This is a genomic window from Brevibacillus sedimenti (genome assembly GCF_020923495.1).
GTDB lineage: Bacteria > Bacillota > Bacilli > Brevibacillales > Brevibacillaceae > Brevibacillus > Brevibacillus aydinogluensis.
On the sequence record NZ_CP064048.1, the window covers coordinates 166,152 to 184,309 of the forward strand.

Annotated in this window: 17 protein-coding genes; 5 read left to right on the forward strand and 12 right to left on the reverse strand. The window is 54.1% G+C overall.

Annotation, left to right across the window (positions count from 1 at the left end):
- Nucleotides 1–395: 395 nt before the first annotated feature.
- Complete coding sequence (locus IRT44_RS00910) at nt 396–725, forward strand: hypothetical protein (protein WP_230077280.1); 330 nt, start codon at nt 396–398, stop codon at nt 723–725.
- On the opposite strand, the gene istB is transcribed toward IRT44_RS00910, so the two are convergent.
- The gene (istB, locus tag IRT44_RS00915) at nt 715–1,482 is read right to left on the reverse strand and encodes an IS21-like element helper ATPase IstB (RefSeq protein ID WP_230077281.1); all 768 of its coding nucleotides are present in this window, start codon (nt 1,480–1,482) and stop codon (nt 715–717) included. The genes IRT44_RS00910 and istB overlap by 11 nt on opposite strands.
- Nucleotides 1,479–2,702, reverse strand: coding sequence for an IS21 family transposase (gene istA / locus IRT44_RS00920; protein WP_230076769.1), 1,224 nt, complete (start codon nt 2,700–2,702; stop codon nt 1,479–1,481). The genes istB and istA overlap by 4 nt, the downstream gene beginning before the upstream one ends.
- A gap of 22 nt (nt 2,703–2,724) precedes the next feature.
- On the opposite strand from istA, the gene IRT44_RS00925 reads away from it, so the two are divergent.
- Complete coding sequence (locus IRT44_RS00925; RefSeq protein WP_230077282.1) at nt 2,725–3,147, forward strand: zinc metalloprotease; 423 nt, start codon at nt 2,725–2,727, stop codon at nt 3,145–3,147.
- 29 nt (nt 3,148–3,176) lie between these two features.
- A complete protein-coding gene (locus tag IRT44_RS00930) occupies nt 3,177–3,764 on the forward strand; it encodes a hypothetical protein (protein WP_230077835.1) in 588 nt (195 codons plus the stop codon).
- Between the two features lie 507 nt (nt 3,765–4,271).
- On the opposite strand, the gene IRT44_RS00935 is transcribed toward IRT44_RS00930, so the two are convergent.
- From IRT44_RS00935 to IRT44_RS00955, 5 genes are all read right to left on the reverse strand, one after another.
- Entirely contained in the window at nt 4,272–5,015 is a 744-nt protein-coding gene (locus IRT44_RS00935) for an IclR family transcriptional regulator (RefSeq protein WP_212133561.1), read from the reverse strand.
- A gap of 605 nt (nt 5,016–5,620) precedes the next feature.
- Nucleotides 5,621–6,448 (reverse strand): aldo/keto reductase, encoded by an 828-nt coding sequence (locus IRT44_RS00940; protein WP_171567513.1) that lies wholly within the window; start codon nt 6,446–6,448, stop codon nt 5,621–5,623.
- A gap of 137 nt (nt 6,449–6,585) precedes the next feature.
- Nucleotides 6,586–7,233: a pyridoxamine 5'-phosphate oxidase family protein gene (locus IRT44_RS00945; RefSeq protein WP_212133563.1), complete on the reverse strand. Its 648-nt coding sequence runs from the start codon at nt 7,231–7,233 to the stop codon at nt 6,586–6,588.
- A 172-nt stretch (nt 7,234–7,405) separates the two neighbouring features.
- A complete protein-coding gene (locus IRT44_RS00950) occupies nt 7,406–8,386 on the reverse strand; it encodes a quinone oxidoreductase family protein (protein ID WP_212133565.1) in 981 nt (326 codons plus the stop codon).
- Between the two features lie 68 nt (nt 8,387–8,454).
- Nucleotides 8,455–9,360: a LysR family transcriptional regulator gene (locus tag IRT44_RS00955; protein WP_171567511.1), complete on the reverse strand. Its 906-nt coding sequence runs from the start codon at nt 9,358–9,360 to the stop codon at nt 8,455–8,457.
- A 151-nt stretch (nt 9,361–9,511) separates the two neighbouring features.
- Between IRT44_RS00955 and IRT44_RS00960 the strand changes: the two genes are divergently transcribed.
- Entirely contained in the window at nt 9,512–10,465 is a 954-nt protein-coding gene (locus tag IRT44_RS00960) for a DMT family transporter (protein ID WP_409978430.1), read from the forward strand.
- Between the two features lie 84 nt (nt 10,466–10,549).
- Here the strand turns inward: IRT44_RS00960 and IRT44_RS00965 are convergent, their stop codons facing one another.
- The 4 genes from IRT44_RS00965 to IRT44_RS00980 all read right to left on the reverse strand — a co-directional run bounded on the left by IRT44_RS00965 (nt 10,550) and on the right by IRT44_RS00980 (nt 16,029).
- Nucleotides 10,550–11,494, reverse strand: coding sequence for a hypothetical protein (locus IRT44_RS00965; protein WP_230077284.1), 945 nt, complete (start codon nt 11,492–11,494; stop codon nt 10,550–10,552).
- 99 nt (nt 11,495–11,593) lie between these two features.
- Nucleotides 11,594–12,151: a signal peptidase I gene (lepB, locus tag IRT44_RS00970; RefSeq protein WP_371808918.1), complete on the reverse strand. Its 558-nt coding sequence runs from the start codon at nt 12,149–12,151 to the stop codon at nt 11,594–11,596.
- A gap of 138 nt (nt 12,152–12,289) precedes the next feature.
- Nucleotides 12,290–12,685 carry a hypothetical protein gene (locus IRT44_RS00975; protein ID WP_171567509.1) on the reverse strand — a complete coding sequence of 132 codons (396 nt, stop codon included), beginning with the start codon at nt 12,683–12,685 and terminating at the stop codon, nt 12,290–12,292.
- A 518-nt stretch (nt 12,686–13,203) separates the two neighbouring features.
- On the reverse strand, nt 13,204–16,029 hold the full coding sequence (locus IRT44_RS00980) for a DNA translocase FtsK (protein ID WP_212133569.1): 2,826 nt from the start codon (nt 16,027–16,029) through the stop codon (nt 13,204–13,206).
- 183 nt (nt 16,030–16,212) lie between these two features.
- Here IRT44_RS00980 and IRT44_RS00985 point away from each other — a divergent pair, with 183 nt between their 5' ends.
- The gene (locus IRT44_RS00985) at nt 16,213–17,466 is read left to right on the forward strand and encodes a hypothetical protein (RefSeq protein WP_171567507.1); all 1,254 of its coding nucleotides are present in this window, start codon (nt 16,213–16,215) and stop codon (nt 17,464–17,466) included.
- Nucleotides 17,467–17,536: 70 nt separating this feature from the next.
- On the opposite strand, the gene cysC is transcribed toward IRT44_RS00985, so the two are convergent.
- On the reverse strand, nt 17,537–18,151 hold the full coding sequence (gene cysC / locus IRT44_RS00990; protein WP_230077285.1) for an adenylyl-sulfate kinase: 615 nt from the start codon (nt 18,149–18,151) through the stop codon (nt 17,537–17,539).
- Between the last annotated feature and the right edge of the window lie 7 nt (nt 18,152–18,158).

Sequence of the window (18,158 nt, forward strand, 5' to 3'; positions counted from 1 at the left end):
GGCCTTCCTGCCTGGAAACGATGGTAGATCGGTTGCTTTGGAACCTTCTTGATAAAAAGGCACATTGTCTTCAGCCCCAGGCACTTCTTCATGATGGAGTGCCTTTTTTTGTGCACAGCTGGACGGGGCAAAACAAAAAACGACCAAATCAGCGGATTCGTACGTCAGCTGAGGGACGGCATTAGAAAGCCGGCACAACCCTCCGTTATTCTTATTCTCGGTAAATTTTTTCACATCCGGAGAGTTCAGCTCTTTCGCCAGCTTTTGAAAAATCCGTCATCACATAGGTTCTAGTGTTCTTAATCACATTCATTTAACAAAATACCTCTGTTTACAATTATTGGTTTTTAGGTGTGTATTTGAATTGATGTAAATTTTTAGAAGGAGGAAACTCTATGTCGCGCAAAAGGGTTAAAGTTGCAGCTGGTCTATTTACGATTGTTGCTTCACTCTCTTTCTTTACTACTAGTGCATTTGCAAACTTCCTAGGGGGGAAGTGGGAGATCTCAAACATTATTTATGAAAACATTAATTTAGAGAAAAAGTACTCTCGCGTTCTTTGGACTGCTGTTGATAAATGGAATGGAATTAGTAGTAGTTTTGATCTTTCACCTGCTGATTCGGATGAAACTGGTTATGTTGCTGTCAACGCCGACTTTATTTTGACCCACCATCGCCGGTTTAGAATCGACCCACCCGGCGATTTTTTGTTGGTTAGGTGGTAGAGGGAGAGCCGTAGGCTCCAGTCCTCATCTTCTCACGAAGCCGGTAACTATTCCCCCTAATGTTGACGATGTGGGAATGGTGTAAGAGCCGATCCAGGATAGCCGTAGCAAGTATCGGATCACCCATCAGTTCCCCCCATTCACCGAAACTCTTGTTGCTGGTTAACAGAATACTCCCTCTCTCGTATCTTGCACTTATTACCTGGAAAAAGAGGTTGGCTGCCAAACTGTCAAACGGTAAGTAACCAATTTCGTCAATAATCAGGAGCTTTGGTCGAATATAGATGCGTAGGCGTTTATCCAGCCTGTTTTCCGTGTAAGCTTTTCGCAGATCTTCGATGAGTTGCGAGAGACTGACAAAGTAAACGGATATCCCTTGCGAGATGGCTTCTACAGCCAACGCCACCGCCAGATGACTTTTTCCTACTCCGGGAGGCCCTAAGAACAAGACATTCTCGTGTCGGGTTACAAAAGTCATCGTGGCCAGCTCTCGAATCAACCGTTCGTCAATGCTGGGTTGGAAAGCAAAATCGAACTCCTCTAGTGTTTTTCGGTAAGGCAAGTGTGCAAGTTTGGTGCGTACCTCCATATTCCGTTTTTGACGTTCCGCTATCTCGGCATCAAGGAGCGTGTTAAGAAAGGACAGATAGGTGGGCTGTCCATGACTTGCCGCTTCCAAGTGAGCATCCAAGAGGAGAGCTGCTTGCTGAAGCCCAAGTTCCTCGAGGCGTAGCCGTGCTTGTTCCAGTTCAATCATGCTCCCACCCCTGTTAGCTGCTCATAGACATCCAGCGAACGTACTTCCACTTGCTGCGATGAAATCTGTCGGGCTTGCGGACGTGGATAGGCATATCCTTGAGCGGTCGAAAGACCTGCATACTGGTTTTCGCAAAAAACAGTTGTGCGGGATCGATAGACCTTTTGGTGTCGAGCAATACATGTGCCGTCGGCCCAGATTTCCACCCACCCATTCACTTCTCGAACGGTTACCTCACGTCCACTGTACCTCCATGGAACTCCATATCGTACACCATCGTAGCTAACAAATCCGTCTCGGCTGACCTGTCTTGGTTCATGCAAGTATTTTTCCCACCGTTCAGCTGAAGGGATGGGCGACAGTTTTTCCTCACGGAGTCGGTCAAAGGGACGTTCGCCGGTTGTTCCATGAATACGGCGGTTAATCCGCTCGCACCAGTGTAGGGCTTGTTGATTGAGATCCTGTAAATCAACGAAGCGTTTGCCAGGAAGAAAGTTGTTTTTTACGTATTGAACGCCTCGTTCCACTTTTCCCTTTGTTTCGGGGCGTCGAACTTTGCATACTTTTGGAACAAGCCCAATCGCTGCAGCAAAGTCGGCAAAAAGCGGATGCCAGCGAGGTTTTCGATCATCTTCCATGCCCAGTACGACGGTTTTCATCTGGTCGGTCAGCATTACCTTTGGGATGCCCCCAAAATATTCAAAAGCATGAATCAAGCAACGAAGAAAGCTGTGAATGTCACAACGCTTAGTGAACTCTATATAGGTGGAACGAGAGTACCCCAATACCATGACAAATACCGGCACTTTTCGGACTGTACCGTCCAAATCTACGTAATCACACAGTCCCCAGTCGACCTGTGCGTATTCACCAGGTTTCGTCTCGTAACGAAGAACAGCGGGAACTTGTTTGGGAGGACGGAAGTCCTTCACATAGTCTTTCAAGATGGTACGTCCCCCGGTATACCCCTTTTCTCGTAGAAGATCGAATAAAACCTCGCAGTTATAGATACCTTCTTGAAGACGTTCCTGCAGGAACGGTTTATACGGATCAAGCTTGGAACCACGAGATTTACGGGTTCCCTTTTCGGGGGAGAATTCACCCCGGAGATATCGGCGAACTGTATTTCGAGAATGCCCCGTTAGACGGGCAATTTCACGAATACTCTTGCCTTCTGCCCTCATGGTATGTAACGATATCACTATCCCACTCCTTAGCATGTGTCTCCCTCCGAAGATTAACTTGGCCGTTAATACCGAAGGGGATATATTCGCTAAGGGTGGGTCATTTTCTTTCCGGCGAACCTGGGTCAATTATATCCCGGCGGTGACAGTTGCAGTAAAACATCTACCTAGAGCAGAAGATAATTATCTTGGCTGGAGTGGCACTTATGGTTACGCAATCCCCTATGATGACAGAGGAAGAGAGAACCGTTCTCCATATGCATCAGCCGATGTTGTTATTGTACGATATTTATGTGACAAACTGGACGAGGATGACACTATTAACATGATTACCCATGAATTTGGTCATGTTCTTGGGCTTGCACATATAGATAGTAGAAAAATTGATTCTATTATGGACTATGCAGACGTATTTGACTGGGATATAGACGGACCAACAAGTTACGACAAGAAAAATATTCGCGAACTCTACGGTCGATAATTTGAAAGGATGTGTTATCAGTGAAAAAAATGATAACGACTGTGACTGTAGCCGCAATGGTTGCAGGTGTTGGAGCGGGATTAGCCTATAAAGAACTGAACAGTGCAAGCAATCATAGTGTTGCATTGGCTAAAACATTCTCATCGATAGACGATATTGTGAAAGATGCTAAAGTAATCATAAAGGGTAAAGTACCCAAAGAATATCGAAAAGAAGTTGTAGGTGAAATCGTTTTTCATGTTTATGATGTTCAGGTTATCAAGTTGTATAACAACCTCACCGATCAAGAGATTAAAGAAGGGGAAACTGTCGAGATGTACCGCCTCGTCGGTGTAGAAAGCAAGGATGGTAAAGATATGGCGAATATTGTTGCACCTAAATATCAATCCCTCCACGAAGGAGAATACCTCTTATTTCTTAACGGACAATTCGACGATAATCTAAATAAATTAATTCTTATACCCAACACGCCAAATCAGCTATTTAAAGCGGAAAAATCCAGTAGGTTGGCCTCCTGGAAATCAAATAACACTGAATTTGAAAATATCACAGAGGACGATGCTCTTCCTTCAATAAACGAGGCAGATCTATTGGATGCAATTGATTCACTAAAGTAATTCTTTCTAGGCACTTCTTCATGAAGTGCCTTCAGCTTGTAGTCAAAGTCCGTACATGGGTGATCTGACCCGCTCGCTCTCGTGACGACCAGCAAAGAAGCTGGCAGGGTCCGCTTCAAAACGCGACGCGGGCAAGGGGAAACATCTGGGTAGTTCGACGAAGTGAGACTTGTGCCCCCTGTTTTTCCCCGCGTCTTTCGTTTTTCTGCTGAGCAGGTAGTCAAAGGAGCTCGCTTGGCCCATCACTCCATGTACGTTTTCTCCACCTTCGGTTTATCAATGTGCAGGTCTTTCCGACCGGAAACGGTTTCCAGGCAGAACTCAATGATTAAAAGTACAGTTTGACAGGCAAGCGAATACTTGCCTGTTTTTTTAGAAAAAACCATCCCATATAAAAAACAGGCGTCTGTTTGCCTACAGACGCCTGTTTTTTCGGCAACAAAAAAGCTGCCGGACGTACCCGACAGCGCGCAGCTTCGTTTTGAACATAATCGCTTTCGTCGTGTGCTATTTCATCATTTTGCCCATCCGGTACGCAGCCTCCATGATCGGACGGGCAAATTCGCGCATTTTTTCCGGCGTCAACCGGTTGGATGGCCCGGACGCGGCAATGGCTGCCACCAATTTGCCGTTGCGGTTAAATATCGGGGCAGCTACGGCGGCGGCCCCCAATTCCCGTTCCTCCACGCTGGTGGCAAACCCCTGCGCCCGAATCTGCTCCAACTGCTCCAGGTACGCCTCCCGATCGATCGAGTCCGGCCAGTTGGGATCGTTCAGCACAGCCTGGAGCACCTCCGGCTCGGCGTACGCCACCAGCACCTTGCTGGACGCGCCCACGAAAAGCGGCATGCGTGCTCCAATGGGCGCCACCCGGCGGATCGGCTGGTTGCTCTGCACCGCCTGGATGCGAATCCGCTCGTTGCCGTCCCGCACGTACAGACTGATGGTCTCGCCCACCAGGTCGCGCAAACGCTCCATCTCCGGCAGCAGAACGGTGGCAGGGTCATCCGAATGGGTCAAATTGGCCGAAAGCTCCCAGATCCGAAAGCCGAGCCGGTATTTCTCCGTCTGTGCGTCGCGGATCAGGAAGCCTTTGTTTTCCAGGGTCGCCAGCAGCCGATGCACCGTACTTTTATGCAGGGAAAGGCGGCTTGCGATCTCGCTGAGGCCCAGATCAGTCGAATCCGTGAAACAGAGCAGGATGTCCAGCGCACGCTCCACCGCCCGCACGTTCGTTTTTGCCTCTTCCATCTGTTCTCACCCGCTTTCATGTTGGAATGTCACCGATCGTTTCACTAGATGAAATATGGTTCTACTCTTCAGTATAGAAAAAAGGCGGACACACGTAAAGCGAAAAAAAGCGCCGTTCCAGGTAGTAAAACGATGGACGGCCGCATCGTTCCTGCAGGGGACCCGCCATACTGCCCCCAACAGCAAAAGGCAGCCGCCTTGAAAGCGGCTGCCTCAGACTGAAGACAAACGGTTCATTGAATAAGTGTCCATAAGAAAATGATTTCCAGGCCGGAAGGCCTGCCCATTCATCAACCGAAGCGGAAGACAATGTGCATCGCATGGAGGGATGGGCCAAGCGAGCTCCTTTGACGACCGACTCAGCGGAAAAACGAAGACGCGGGGACCAACAGGGGACACAAGTCTCACTTCATCGAAACACCCAGATGTTTGTCCCCTGCCCGCGTCTCGTTTTGGAGCGGACTTCATCCGCTTCTGTGCTGGACGTCAAGCGAGCGAGCGGGCCCGATCTCCCATGCGCCGCGAACTTTGTCTACACGCTGAGGCAGCCGCCTTGAAAGCGGCTGCCTGTGTATGTCCATCGGTACGGGAATGTCTGGCGCTTGTTAGAAATCGAAATTGTCGGGGTCGGGACCGAACCGCTTGTTTTGGTTCAGCGCGCTGATCCGCTCCATGTCTTCGCTGCTCAGCGTAAAATCGAATACGTCCGCGTTTTGACGGATGCGCTCCGGCGTGACCGATTTCGGGATGATAACCACGCCGTTTTGCAAATGCCAGCGCAGGACGACCTGTGCGGGCGTCTTGCTGTACTTCTCACTCAGTTCTGTCAGCAGCGGCAGGTCCAGATTGCCTTTCATCAACGGGCTCCACGCTTCCAGCTGGATGCCGTTTTCCTTGCAGTATGCGCGCAGTTCCCGCTGGGTCAGAAGCGGATGGCACTCCACCTGGTTTACGGCCGGCACGATCTCGCTCACCTTGCGCAGCTCCTCCAGATGGTGCACCTGGAAGTTGCTTACGCCGATCGCCCGCACGTATCCTTCACGATAGAGCTTCTCCAACGCCTTCCACGTCTCCAAATACTTTTCCTTGACCGGCCAGTGCACCAGATAAAGATCGAGGTATTCCAGGCGGAGCTTTTTCATGCTCTCGTTAAACGCCTTCAATGTCGTCTCGTACCCCTGATCAGCATTCCACACCTTGGTCGTGATGAACAGCTGATCGCGGGCGATGCCACTGTCCTTGATCGCTGTGCCGACGCCGGTCTCGTTTTCGTAGATGGCCGCCGTGTCAATGCTGCGGTAGCCCACTTCGATGGCGGTGCGAACCGCCCGCTGCACTTCTTCCCCTTCTTTTGCCTTGTAGACGCCCAGACCCAGCCACGGCATGCTGACTCCGTTGTTCAATACAGTGCTGTCTCCGATATGCGTTGCCATTTGGATCTCCTCCCGTCTTTTCCAATATGTATAAGCGTATATAGTGTAACACAACCATACTTCCAAAAAAAGGCGGTAACTGTTTGGAATCCGCTTTATCCGGAGATGGGCGACCTCACCGGATGCCTTCTCTTTCATCAGTACAACCGCTTTGTATAGCTCTCCTGCAGCGCTTCCTCCACTTGCTTGCCGGTAGTAATCCCTGGGGCGTTCATGTTAATGTGGTCGGCCAGCACCTGGGCCATGGCCGGCAGCTGCTCCCTGTCCAGCCACGCTTCCGGCTGCCAGAGGCCAGAGCGCTTGAACGCCTTGGCACAGTGGACGAAGCACTCCTCCACCCGCACCCCGATGCCAACGGCCGGCACTTTGCCATTTACCGCCATCCGGCTCAGAATGTCGGCGTCCCGGATGACGCAGGCCCGGCCGTTGACGCGCAGCGTCTCTTCCAGACCGGGGATGAGAAAGATCACCCCTACCCGGGGATTGGACAGGATGTTGCGCATCGAGTCCATCCGCCGGTTGCCGGGTCGTTCGGGAATGACCAGGTGAAAGTCATCCAGCACGTGCACAAAGCCCGGCCCGTCCCCGCGCGGCGAGGCGTCGCAGTTTCCGGCGGCGTCTGCCGTGGCCAGCACGAGAAACGGCGATTTGGCAATAAACGCACGGCAGTGCCCGTCCAGGCGGTCAATCGCCTTGCGCCGGACCAGTTCCCTCGGTTCGCCCAACAGTTCACGCAGCTCCGCCTCGGCGGTCACCACGTCCTTAAAGATCGTCTTGTTATCCATCCTGTACACCTCCAGCTCAACTTTTCCATGCTGCTTTCGACTACCACACAAAATCGTCCAACGTTTGCGTCAATGACACGTGGGACATGGGACGCGAAATCCCCCGCACATCACGCTGCTCATCACGCGAAGCGGGTATCGGAGTCTGCCGGTCTGGGACAGGCTGTCATGGCTATCCCCTGACTTCCAGCAATACTTTCCCTGTGCTTTGTCTGCTCTCCACCCACTCGTGGGCTTTGGCCGCTTCTTCCAGCGGAAACCGCCTCCCGATCCTGATGCGCAGACGCCCGTCGGCCAGAAGGCGAAACACCTGCTCCGCCGTATCATGCAAGAGATGGGGACGCATTTTCCGGGTCGTGCCGAAGCTGAATCCGAGCACGGAGCGGCAGCTTGCGTGCAAGTCTTTTGTCGCAAACGTCCCGACGGCCCCGCCTGCATTTCCGAAGTGAACCAGCCTGCCGTACGGAGCGAGGCAGGTCATGCTTTTTTCCGAGACCCATCCGGAAATCGAATCCAGGATGACATTGGCCCCTTCCCCGTTTGTGAGCTGGTTTACCTTTTCCGCAAAGTCTTCCCGCTCGTAGCAGATGACGTGATCCGCACCGGCTTCCAGAGCGGCCGCCGCTTTTGCCTCGCTGCCGACCGTCCCGATGACGAGGCCAGCGCCCAGAATTTTGGCCAACTGGATCGCCGTCGTGCCAATGCCGCCTGCCGCGGCATGGATCAGGACCGTTTCGCCCGGTTCCAGTCTGGCCACATCGGCGAGCAGTTTGTAGGATGTGAAGGAAACGACCGGACAGGCCGCTGCCGTATCCACATCCACCTCGTCGGGGAGTGCAAAGGTGAGCTGTTCGTCCGCGACCGCATACTCCGCGTACGATCCGTGCTGCGGAAACGCAATCACGCGCTGGCCCACCTTGACACGCTTTACGTCGGCCCCCACCCGCTCGACAATTCCGACCGCATCCAGGCCGGGAATGAACGGGAGCGTGCCTGTCCCCTTTTTCCCGTACCTCGATTTAATATCAGCAAAATTTACGCTGGTTTTTTCGACACGAATTAATACTTGTCCAGAATGGATCTCCGGCAATTCCACGTCCGTGTAGATCATCGTTTCCGGTCCGCCAAACTGCGTGACCACGATCGCTTTCATCCCTTCATTCCCCCCACCGGCCGTTTTTCTATTTATTTCTTCAGGGCTTCCATGTTCGTTTCGTCCAGTCAGCTGCGGGCAGCTGCTTCCGGCTGGGACGTACCCGTGCCCCCTTCGTCACGAAACTGGCGAATGGTCTCAAGCAGTTTCCGCATCGAACTGGACAAAATCGCGTCGCGTCGGCGAATGAACACCGTGGAGACGCGGCCAAACTCGTGCGGAATGGAATGACAGCGGATGCGTCCCGCCTCCTCCAGGTGAGCAACAGCTGCCCTAGGCACGAGCGAGACCCCCAATCCGGAGGCGGCCATGGCCAAAATCGTCTCCAGCGTGCCAAACTCCATGATCCGCGACGGTGTAATCCCTTCCGCCGCGAGCCACTGCACCAGCCGGGCCCGATAGCCGCAGCCGGAGCGAAACACGAGCAGCGGTCTGGATTTGCATTCGTCAAGTGTATGGGAAGCACCGTCGCCGCTCGCGATCAGGACCAGCTCTTCTTCCGTCAACAGCTCCTGGGCAATCTCCGGATGCTCGATCGGTCCGCTGACAAACGCGCCGTCCAACTCATAGGCCAGCACATCGTTCACCAGGTGTTCCGTCACCCCGGTTACCAGCGACAGATCGACGCGCGGATACCGACCGCAGTAGACAGACAGGATCGCCGGCAAGCCGGAGACCGTCTCGACAGAGCCGATCAACAGCGGGCCGGACGGATTCTCCTCGTCCTGAAACGCCTTTTCCATCTCGTCCATCATCGCCAAAATCTTCTGCGCGTAAGAAAGCAGCTTTCTGCCCTCGGGATTCAGCGTCACCCCTCGCGAATGCCGGTAAAACAAGGGCGTTCCCAGCTTTCGCTCCATATGCTGAATGCGCGCCGTCACGTTGGACTGCACGTAATTAAGCGCCCGGGCCGCCCGGCTGACGCTGCCGTGTTGAGCGACGGTTTGAAAAATGCGCAGATCACTCAGTTCCACGCCGCTCCTCCCCCTTCCTCTCTCTTCCATCTGATATCAATCATAATGATGAGTACAATCATTTTCAATCGTTTTACATGATAAAAATTCCGGAATATGATGGAGATCGTGAATGAGTCAAAGCAATGGAAAGGCAGGCAATCACAGCAACATGAATACCAACCACATTCTCAAAGGGGCATTTTTGTGCCTGATCGCGAGCGTCGCATGGGGGGCAATGTTTCCCGTGGCCGAAAGCGCGTTTGCTCATCTCGATCCGTTTTTCTTTTCCGTCATCCGCTACTCCGCCGTCTCCGTCATCCTGTTGGTCCTCTTGTGGCTGAAGGAAGGCGGGCGGGCGCTTTGCTTTGACGGCCGCGGCGCATCGCTCTGGTTTTTCGGCACGATGGCGTTTACCGTCTACAACCTGTTAATCTTTTGGGGCCAAAACCGATTGGGCACGTCGGGCGTGATTCTCGCTTCGGTGATGGAAGCGCTGATGCCGATGATTTCGGTGCTGGTGCTGTGGATCTGGAGCCGGAAGCGGCCGGCGCCGTTTACTGTCGGCTGCATCGCGGTGGCCTTGGTCGGCTGCTTTCTGGTGATTACCAAAGGGGATTTGCACGCATTTCTCCTGGGAACCGACCGGCTGTTTCCGGTTCTCGTGATTTTTGTCGGCGTCCTGGGCTGGGTCATCTACACGATTGGCGGCAATGTTTTCGCCGAGTGGTCCGTACTCCGCTACTCCACACTGAGCTGCGTGCTGGGCACCGCCACTTCGCTTGCAATCGTTCTCGTGCTGTCTGCTTTCGGCATGTTGTCCGTCCCTGCGCTGCCGTCGATCTGGTCGGCCGGCCCCGAGCTTGGCTTCATGATCCTGGTCGCCGGCGTGCTGGCACTGGTCAGTTGGAATGCGGGCGTGAAGCTGTTGACGCCAATCAACGGCATCCTGTTTATCAACTTCGTGCCCGTCACCACCTTTGTCATCTCCGTGATGCAGGGGTACCGCCTCACCCTGTTTGATGTGGGGGGAACGCTCCTGATCATCGCGGCGCTGATCGCCAACAACCTTTATCAGCGCAGACAGCTCAAGCTGTCCGCCGCGGCCGCCCGCGCAACCTCATAAAAAATCGTTCGCTGCATTGGGCAGCACCATCCTCGTCCGTGCAGCAAAAAAGACCACCTGACGTCAAGGTGGTCTTTTCAATACCTATTTGTTGATGCTGTTCAATACATCGTTCCATTGTGATTCATGGTCTTTGGAGATGACACTTCCCTGTCTAGTCGTCAGCCGGAAATCCTTTTCTCCCTTCAAGAACACCAGGTATTCCTTGCCTACCTCCACATCAGCCGGCAAATTGATGATGGCACTGTCCTGATCGAGCTCTCCTTTGTACGCTTGCAAAATGTCTGCCGTAACGGTCTTTACATACTCGTTTTCATGCACGACTTCCACAGGCATGACATGAAGCACAAAATCGGACTGATCTATCAATTCTTCCGTACTGCTCGCCTTCTCTACGATGTGAACGTTCTTTTTCGTCAGCCGCTTTGCCTCCGGAGAATTTTGAATGTAGGTCACCATGTCGTCTTTCTTTCTGTTCATCACAATGTTTTCATTGCCACGTAATTGATTCTTGTCGATTTCAATGATCGTCTCCTCTCCGATCGGCGTATAGACAGGCCGGGGATACAGCTCATGTTCCCAGTATTCCAGAAACAACAAATACTCTTTCCCTTTTTTCAACGCATCTTTCGCTTCATACACATCAATTGACTTCGCGTTTACATTCCCTTTCAATTCCGTTTTCACAGCGACAGTGTATCGGTAGGTGTTGGTGCTGCTGAATTTCGCTTCATCCACTACTTCGCCAATCACGACATGGTCAGAAGCCTTTACGGCATCGTCTACGTTTGTTATTGCTGTCACGGTTTCTCCTTCCCTGCTGGTAATGTGCAAAGAAGCATCACGATGATCCGGCGTGCAACCCGTGATTACAAGCAGGGACAGGGTGGCCATTGTGAAAACTTTCTTCAGCTGTTTCACAATAAAATCCTCCAATCTTGATAGGATTATGTGATCGCGCCCGCCACTCGTGCTCATGCGGCGGCGTTTACCGCACACGTGCGGCTGAAAAACACGAAACGGAAGCAAGTCCCCTATCTGGGGCCGCTTCCGTTTTCGTCGTTCGCTTCTCCATGACCATCGAATGCAGCAGTGCGGCCGCTTGTCAATCCGCCTTCAAATCCGCCTTCAGAACGGCCATTCCAATTTGGTGCCAATCACGTGGTCGAGCGGAATAAAGCCGATGTCCCGACTGTCCCGGCTGTTGTTGCGGTTGTCCCCCATCACGAAGATGTGGTTGTCGGGCACGACGACTTTTTCCAAGCCGTCGTACTGGGCTGTCTCCTTGATGTACGGTTCGTCCAGCGGCTTGCCGTTGCGGTACACCTGGTGATTCTTAAATTCCAGGACGTCGCCCGGTTTGCCGATTACGCGCTTGACGTACATGAAATCTTCCTTTTGATTGCCCAGCATCAGGTGAATCAACGGATGGTTCATCAGGTCATCCCGGATTGTGCGCTCTCGGTTTACACGGCTGTCGATCACGACGATGTCGCCGTAATCTGGCAGGTACGAAAAGGTGTGGGAGAGTTTGGACACGTAGATCCTCTGCTGATCATGCAGCGTCGGGTCCATGGAGTGGCCTTCCACCTTGAACGGTTGGAAAACGAAGACGCCCAGAACCAGCGCCAGCAATGCCGCGAAGACGATGGAACTAATCCAATCCCAAATCTCTTTGAGCTTCACAAGCAGCCCGCCTTTCGTACAAGTTTGTCTACCACGTATGATAGCACAAACTCGGCTGCAAATTAACCGGGCCAGCTCGCTCCCCCTCTCTCCTTCACGGCAGCCCGCGAAATCCCCGTGAATTTCCCCGGACAACCGTCAAGCGATTACCTCCACATCGGGGTTGTAGCGCCGCACATACCAAAGCAGATCGTCTCCGCCCACCCCGCTGGACGCCGGACGATGCGGCTGCTGCATCAGATAGCTGGCAAGCTGTTTTGCCCCTCTCTCCAGCCGTTTACGCGCCGCATCCGGCAGCGTCAACACGTGCGGAACGAGCAGCTGCAGGTACCAGACCCCCCGCTGCTCCTCGGAAATGTCAATCTCCAGTTCGATATCACTGCTGTCAAATGCAAACAGATGGTTGAACAGCGACTCTCTCGCGTTCGCGTCCAATTCCGACACGTCAAGCCTTTGCACACTCAGGTAATACTCGTCATTGAACAGGACAATCTGTTCGTCAATCGGTTGGTACTTCTTTTTCAGCGGGTCCATGTGCGTACCTCCGTTTCTTTTCGTGATATTTTTCAGAATAAAACGACAATGGGTGTTTCAGCAAGATCTGTCTGTCTGTTTGTGCACACTCACGACCTGGCTGTCCCCGCAAGCGTAAAAAAGGCCTTGCTCAATCGGCAAGACCTCAGACTGAAGACAAACGGTTCATTGTATAAGCGTCCATAAGAAAATGATTTCCAGGCCGAAAGGCCTGACCATTCATCAACCGAAACTGTAGACAACGTACATCGCATGGAGAGATGGGCCAAGCGAGCTCCTTTGACGACCGGCTCAGCGGAAAAACGATGACGCGGGGACCAACAGGGGACACAAGTCTCACTTCATCGAAACACCCAGATGTTTGTCCCCTGCCCGCGTCGCGTTTTGGAGCGGACTTCATCCGCTTCTGTGCTGGGCGTCAAGCGAGCGAGCGGGCCCGATCTCCCATGCGCCGCGAACATTGTCTACACGCTGAGGCCTTGCCCAATCGGCAAGACCTTTGCAGCATTCCTGATATGCTAGAACAGTGACGATCCTTCTGCCAGCGCCTCCGCGTCCTCGCGGGTGATCAGCACGGCGCGGGGCTTGCCGCCGTTCTGACCGGCGACGTAGCCGTCCGCCTCCATCATCTCGATCAGGCGGGCCGCCCGGTTGTACCCGATGCGGAAGCGGCGCTGCAGGGCAGAGGCGGAAGCCTGTCCCTGTTCCGCGACAAAGAGCAGCGCCTCGTGGTACAGCGGATCGTCGCCCATGTCGTACGACTGGACCTGCTGCTCCAGTTCCTCTTTGCTAAACAGGTAAGACGGCTTTCGCTGCTGTTTGATCGCGCGCGTGATCCGCTCGATTTCGTCGTCCGAGACGTAGTTCCCCTGCAGGCGAACAGGAGTGACCCCGCTCTCCAAAAAGAGCATGTCGCCCCGTCCCAGCAGCCGCTCCGCGCCCGACTGGTCGAGGATGGTGCGGGAATCCACCTGTGAAAAAACGGCAAAGGCGAGACGGGTGGGCACGTTGGCTTTGATGTTGCCCGTGATCACGTCCACGGACGGCCGCTGCGTGGCCAGCAGCAGGTGAATGCCGCAAGCCCGCGCCTTTTGCGCAATGCGAATAATGCATTCCTCCACATCCTGCGGCGAGACCATCATCAGGTCGGCCAATTCATCGATCACGATTACGATGTACGGCAGCGGCTGGTCGACGGTCTGATTATAACGTTCGATGTCACGCGCACCCGCGTCGACGAAGAGCGCATAGCGTTTTTCCATCTCCTCCACCGCCCACTTCAGGGCGGCTGTCGCCTGCTTGGCGTCTGTCACCACTGGCGTCACCAGATGGGGCAGATGGTTGTACGGAGCCAGTTCCACCATTTTCGGGTCGATCAACAGCAGCCGCACTTGTTCCGGCGTCGCCTTGTACAAGAGGCTGACGATGATCGAGTTGATGCAGACGCTTTTCCCCGAGCCGGTGGCACCCGCGATCAGTCCGTGCGGCATCTTCTTGATGTCGGCGACGATCGGCTCCCCGCCAATGTCCATGCCGAGCGCCACGGCCAGCGGTGACGGATGCTCGCGGAATTTCGCCGAGCCGATGATCCGGCTGATCAGGACCGGCTGACTGGTCAGGTTGGGGACCTCAATCCCGACGGCGTTGCGGCCGGGGATCGGCGCCTCGATGCGGATGTCCTTGGCCGCCAGGTTCAGCTTGATGTCGTCAATGAGGCTGGTGATTTTGTTCACCTTGACCCCAGGCGCCGGCTGCAGTTCAAAACGCGTGACGGACGGCCCCTTGACGATGCCCACCACCTGGGCGTTGACGTTGAAATTGGCCAGCGTCTCCTCCAAAAGCATTTTTTGAATCTGCGTGTGTTCGTCGTCGTCTTCGCTCATCGGCGGGCAGGGGTCGAGCAGATCGAGCGACGGCAGCTCGTAAGACGGTTCCGCAGTTCCTGCAGCCGACGATGCCCTTTCCTGCACGGCGGCAGAGGCGGCAATTTCTTTTGCGCTCATCTCCTGTTCCCGGACTGTCCATCCTGCAGCAGCTTCCAACTCGGCGGCTTGAGGCTGTTCCGCAAGGTCGCAAGCAGTCGATTCGGGAGCGGACGCCTCCCATGCAGGGGAGAGCGGCTTGGCCGCCGATTCGTCCGACAGCGCTGGCGCCTGCGTTTCTCCCGGTTCTGTCGGCACCTCGTCTGCATCTTCGTCCGCTGTTTGGGCGGGCACTGCCGGCGATTCGCACGCGACATCCATCGGCGCCTCTGATTTTTCCGACGGCGTCGTCTCTGTTTCCAGCACCGTCTCTGTTTCAGGCAATGTTTCTGTCTCTGCCACCAACTCTGTCTCAAGTACCGCGTCTGTCTCCGGCACCATCTTTGTCTCCGGCCCCGGTTCCATCTCATGCGCCGTCTCGGACACCGTCTCCGTATTCATCACAGCCTCGGCTGCTGCCGTGTTATTGAACACCACATCACGTGTTGTCAGCTCATCGGAGGCCGCCGATTCTGCTTGTACCTCCGAAACGTCCCGTGCTTCAGCAGCTTCCCCCGCATCCGTACCGTTCTTTGCTGCGGGCACTTCCTGTTTGGTCCACGGGAGCGTTGCAGCCGTCTCTGCCGCCGGTTCATTCGGCTGCAGTTCCGCCGAAACAGCGTCTGTCTCCGCTTTAGCCGTCAACTCGGGACGGTCCGCAGCCTCCTCCGTGTTTACAAATTCCCGCTTGTTGTCCGCTCCGGCGTAGAAGATCCCGGACGTCGTGTGAATCCGGTGCTCCGTCTCCCGCGTGGACGGCGTCATTTTTCCGTATACCGGGGAGATGAACTCCGACGGCTTATATGTACGTTTTTCCGCAGCAGCCCCCGCCGGGCGCAACGGCTCGGCTTTTCTCTCCTCACGTCGGACCGTTTCTGTTTTAACGCGATCTATTTTGCGCGGGGTATGCTCAGCCCCCCGCTTCTCTTGAATCACTTCCGGCTTCACTTGTTCGCCGGCCTTCATACCGTCGGCGATGCTGCGGGCGGATGAGCCGCTGCGAAAGACCAGATCAGGCCCTGAGTACACACTGTCACCCCGCCCGGGCTTGTCCATCTCCACCGGCTCTCTCTTCTTCGGCCGGTGAAGCTCCTCGTCCGAGATCACGGGAAAGCGAAAATGGCGTTGCCTCTCCCTTCTCGGAAACTCCGGTTCCTGCTCGTCGCCCCGCTGTTTCGGGTAAATGTTCTTTGTCTTTGCCCGGAGTTGACCGGCGGCTGGTCCGGCAGGCGGGCGATAACGGACGGTTTCACGCTCCAGCTCTCGCTCCTGCTCTTCTTCTCCCAGCACATATCGGATCATCTTTTGCAGCCACGACCACATGTTGCAACGTTCCTTTCTTTCATTACCTACCTTTTGTATCGAGTGATTTTCTCTTTCATATTAGCATGAATCATCCGCTGGTTTTTACGCCCAATGTTTTTTTCTAAAATTCCGCAACCTTTTTTTTCATAAAACGTAGTAGATATTGGGAATGAAAAGACAATCTAAGGGAGGATGAGAAACATGTGGAAAAAGGGCAGTGCCCTGCTTCTCGCCCTGATGCTGCTGCTGACCGGCTGCGCCGGTGAAGCATCGCTCGTGCGTGACGCCATGGTGGCATCGCTGGAGAAACATAACTACGACTTTGAAGGAACAATCAAATTGACCGGCGACATTGACAAGCTGCCGGCCGCCCTTGGAAAACAGCAGCAGGACAAGGAATCTGCTGCAATCCTGGCCGCTGTACAAGCAGGCGTAACCGTGAAAGGCACAGTGCTTGACACGAAAAACATGAAGTTCAATGTGGAAGTGAACGACGACAAACTGCTTCGCGAAAAACAGTTCTGGACCGGCGACAAAAAAGCCGCGCTGGAAGTGGTGATCAACGACGGCAAGTTGTTTGCAAAAACGCCGCTGGATCAAAAGTACCTGCTGTTTGACACCAACGTGATCAACGCGGCTGCTCTTGGCGAAAACGTCAAAGTGGATGCCGCCAAAATCAAAGAGTATCAGGACAAGATGAACAAACTGGCGATTGACTTCATGAAGAAGTACTTCGCTACATACGGCTACAAGCTGTCCAATGCGAAAAACCTGGGCACCGAAACCGTGCAGCTGCCCAACGGCGAAAAGGTAAAGGCAACCCACGTAGCCGTGAATCTTGACGCCAAAGAACTGATCAACATGTTCTTCTACACCGCCAACGACGCGGTAACCAACCAGGAGGTCAAAAAGTTCGCCATCGAAATGATGGTGCTCTCCAACAGCCTGAATGAAGAACTGCTCAACCCGGAAAAGAAAACCAGCGAAGCGGAAAAACGCGCAGTCGCCGAAGCGATGGTAACCGCCGGTCTGGCAAAAGCCAAGCAATGGCTGGATACCGAGGGCAAAAAGCAGACACCGGAACAACTTCTGGAAAAGGCTAAACAAAATGGCTTCCATGGCGTGACGTTGAACATGGACTTCTACATCACCGAAGAAAAACTGCCGGTTCGTCAAAAGAGCACGCTGAACGTTACCTTCCAGGTTCCGGAAATGAAACAGCCGCTGACCATCGGGCTGGAATCGGATCAGTACAGCTACAACTTCAACAAAGCGACCAAGTATGACGTTCCGTCCAAAGACGCCGCTGTAACGCTCGACCAGCTGAAACAAGACAAAAAAGCGCTCGACGCATTCCGTGAAAAAGGCTTCCTGCGCGTGTTCGCAGAAAAAGCGCTGGAAGAGCACCAGGCCCTGGAGCAGTTCAAGGCAATGGAACAGGAGACGAAAAAGTAAGCGGATAACGTATGACAGGCATGGCGCCGAAAACGCCATGCCTGTTTTTTCATTATATTTTATAATCAGCCTACCGGCTTGCCGGAATGATCCCCCGCTCTTCCAGATAGCGCAGGACGATCTGGACCGACTCCTCTACCGACTGCGTGCCGCTTTCCACGATCAGCTCCGGGGAGAGCGGCTCTTCGTAGGGAGACGTGATGCCGGTAAACTCGGCAATTTCTCCGCTTCTCGCCTTCCGGTACAAGCCTTTTGGATCGCGCCGTTCGCACTCCTCCAGCGGACATTTGACGTAAATCTCCACAAATTCGTCCGGCTCCACCAGTCCCCTCGCCAACTCGCGGTCCTCGCGAAACGGGGAGATAAAGGCCGTCAGCACGATCACGCCGGCGTCGACGAACAGCTTGGCCACTTCGGCGATCCGCCGGATGTTTTCCTTGCGGTCAGCCGGGCTGAACCCCAGCCCGTGATTCAGGCCGTGCCGAATGTTGTCGCCGTCCAGCACGTAACTCTTCAGACCGCGCTCGTGGAGCTGCTGATCCACGGCGTTGGCCAGCGTCGATTTGCCCGCGCCGGACAGTCCCGTAAACCAGAGGATACAGCTTTTGTGGCCGTTTTGCCGTTGGCGGTCCGCCTTCGTCACTGTCGTCGGATGCCAAACCACATGGGTGCCCGCTTTGCTCATCGCATTT